The organism is Coleofasciculus sp. FACHB-712 (assembly GCF_014695635.1).
In the GTDB taxonomy this organism is placed as follows: Bacteria; Cyanobacteriota; Cyanobacteriia; order Cyanobacteriales; family FACHB-T130; genus FACHB-T130.
Genome location: NZ_JACJOQ010000066.1, coordinates 1 through 3129, shown reverse-complemented (window position 1 = coordinate 3129; position 3129 = coordinate 1). Strand labels below are relative to the sequence as shown.

Here is a 3129-nt window from a genome sequence, read left to right as displayed (position 1 = left end):
GTTAATGAAACGTTAGCGCTTGCCGGATCGAAGACAATCGCTAACCGATTGCTATCCTCAGGACTGATGCGAAAGGCTTGATAGTCTCTGGGAGACTTGACGATCGGAATCATGCAACGGGACGAGTCCATCGGGCATTTCTCCTCTAAAAGAGAGCGATTTGGCTAATGGCTAATTGTTCGTTACCATTGGCGATTAGCATTAGCGGTTAGCCAACTTAATTGCTTCTACGATAGCTTGAGAATCTGCCACGAAACCAAAACACTGTTTTACGTTATAAAGGGTGGCTTGCCAGCAATACTCTGGGGATGTGGTAGCAGTACCATCTTTCACCAAAATGCAGTCATAGCCGAGAAAGTTAGCATCTTGCAGCGTTGCCATCACGCACTGATCTGCATTGACTCCGGCAAAGAACAAAGTCGTTTTTCCCAGGTTCCGCAAGATGCTGTCGAGAGGTGTATCCCAAAAACCGCTCATCCGGTACTTATCGACGCGGATATCTTCCGGGTTTGGTTCCAATTCATCCACCACCGCCGCCGCCCAACTGCCCACCATCAGCACTGGCGAACCATTCGCGGGCAACGGATCTCCTAAACCCACGCCATCGCCAGTGGGATTATAAACATGGCGTACACTGGCGCTGATATTCAGTAAGTCGGGGCGGTTCCCCCAGTTAATCCAAATCACCGGAACGTTTGCCGTTCGCAATTCTGGCAACAGCGTTTTAAGCGGATTGATGGGCGTTCGGGCGGGTGTCACGTCTACGCCAATGTGGGCTAGCCAGCCATCTGGATGGCAGAAATCATTCTGCATATCAATCACCAAAATTGCGGCTTTTGCCAAATCCAGGCGTAGCGTCTTGGTTTCTGTGGCTAGGGTGACAGGTTGCGGTTTTAAAGGCGGGCGCGTGATATCAGCAATTTCCGCATCAACTGCCCAAGCATTCGGCGGCACACCCAAGGTACGGAGGGGTCGATTCATAGGGAGAGTGCAAGGGGGCAATCTTGAGAAATACTACTTTTTCTGCCCAGGACTCTTAAATTTTTTGATTTCTTAACTTCAAGGGAAAATGCGCGAGTTATAAACTTACAGAAGGTTTGGGCATACCCGATTGACCTGTTCCTGCTTACTTGCAGAACCTCCTCACTTCCCCACCAGCAAGAGTAAGATCGGAAATAATTTTTAATCCCAAAAGGCAAAATTCCCCTTATCCGTACCCCCCTCTATCTCCCCCCCAGCAGAGGGAAGATAAGGAATAAATTTTATTCAGGAGCGTTGGGGTGGGGTTCCGGAACCAGAATGAAACGATCTTGTTGCTTAAACCACCATCGGTAACTCTTGAAAGCTACTTTTTAGTAAAGTTTTGTCTTCCTCGGCGCGGAGGAGTTCCATTACCCGATCCTTATAATCCTGAAACAGAGGATTGCACTTAATGTCATAAGTGCGATCGCTGGGGAGTTTTATACTCAGTTCTTCTTTAACCGTACCTGGACGCGAACTCAGCACATAGATGCGTTGAGATAGAAACACTGCTTCCTCAACATCGTGAGTAATCATAAATATTGTTGTCCGTGTGCGTTGCCAGACTTGCAGCAAAAATTGCTGCATCGCTTCTTTCGTCTGCACATCCAACGCCCCAAATGGTTCATCCATCAGTAAAATTTTCGGTTGCGAGGCTAAAGCACGCGCGATCGCGACCCGTTGCTTCATCCCACCTGAAAGTTCCTTCGGAAGTGCCTTCGCAAACCCAGACAACCCAACCACATCCAGATAATAAGCCACCCGTCGCCGTCGTTCTATCGAGGAGACACCTTGCAGCTTTAAACCAAATCCCACGTTCTCTGCAACCGTCATCCACGGATATAGCGTATAGCTTTGGAACACCATTCCCCGGTCAGGGCCAGGTCCCGTCACGCGCACCCCATCGACCAAAACTTCCCCCGCCGTGGGAGTATCCAATCCAGCAATCAACCGTAGCAATGTTGACTTACCAGAACCCGAAGCACCTACCGCACAGATACATTCTCCCTCTTCAATCTGCAAATTGATATCTTTGAGAGCAACGAGCGAACCGCGTCGAATTGGAAATTGTTTATGGAGTTGAGAAACTTGCAAATGCATAATGAGTGATAATTTTAAGTTTTTAGATTGAGTTGCCCACTCTAATCGTCATTGGTCACTAGCACCGAACGAATCCTTCAAAACCAATGACTGCTTACTTCTTTTCTTAATCATTAGCCCACTTACAAGACACGCGCAGTAACAATCGAAACAAAAGGTCGATCGTCAAACCAATCAAGCCAATTACAATCAGTCCCGCAAAAATTTCATCGGTCTTGAGAAATCTTTGGGCGACACTAATACGGCGACCCAAGCCTTCTGTCGCTGCCACCAACTCGGACACGATGACTAAGTTCCAAGAAGCTGCCATATTGACGCGACCCGCATCGATAATACTCGGAAGAATAAAGGGAAAAATTACTTGCAATAAAACTTGCTTTCGCTGACCGCCCAAGGTATAGGAAGTTTCCAATAGCTCTTTCGGTACAAACTTCACCGCATCCATCACCATGAGCGTGTTAAAAAATAGCGTTCCGATAAAAATCAGCAGAATTTTTGGTTCTTCTCCCAGACCAAAATACAAAATTAGTAAGGGAATAAAAGCCGGTGCTGGCATATAACGCACAATGCCAATAATCGGTTCCATCAGCGCTCGAATGCTGGAAAAAGTTCCCATCAGTATCCCTAAGGGAATTGCAATCAGCGCCGCCAGAGAAAAGCCACTCAGAACGCGAAACAGGCTATAGGCAATATCTTTTTGCAAATCGCCAGTTGCTAAAAGCCTCTGAAAAGCGCCCCAAACTTGAGCGGGAGTCGGCAAAAATAAAGGTGCGACTATCCCAGCATTGGAGACTATCCACCAAAGAGCAACCGGGATGCAAATTGACAGAACCATTAAAGTCCATGCCAATTTTTTAGGAATCTCCTCACCAATGCGCCAGAAGACGCTAGGCGATAACATTTTACGAGGACGAGCGGAATTATTTTCCGGCAAATCTTCAGCGTAGCGGTTCATGATTTTTGCTTTGCCGCGTAGGCTTTGATAAACTGATCGTCAAATATTTGGGT

At 47.3% G+C, this 3129-nt stretch carries 3 protein-coding genes and 1 pseudogene; all 4 read right to left on the bottom strand.

What is annotated here, in order from left to right:
* Positions 1 to 131: pseudogene (locus H6F50_RS26830) on the bottom strand (cupin domain-containing protein); the annotation flags it as partial.
* A gap of 70 nt (positions 132 to 201) precedes the next feature.
* The gene (locus H6F50_RS01545; RefSeq protein WP_190425577.1) at positions 202 to 981 is read right to left on the bottom strand and encodes a cysteine hydrolase family protein; all 780 of its coding nucleotides are present in this window, start codon (positions 979 to 981) and stop codon (positions 202 to 204) included.
* A gap of 336 nt (positions 982 to 1317) precedes the next feature.
* The gene (locus tag H6F50_RS01540) at positions 1318 to 2121 is read right to left on the bottom strand and encodes an ABC transporter ATP-binding protein (protein WP_190425574.1); all 804 of its coding nucleotides are present in this window, start codon (positions 2119 to 2121) and stop codon (positions 1318 to 1320) included.
* Between the two features lie 106 nt (positions 2122 to 2227).
* Positions 2228 to 3076, bottom strand: coding sequence for an ABC transporter permease (locus H6F50_RS01535; RefSeq protein ID WP_190411422.1), 849 nt, complete (start codon positions 3074 to 3076; stop codon positions 2228 to 2230).
* Positions 3077 to 3129: the final 53 nt, after the last annotated feature.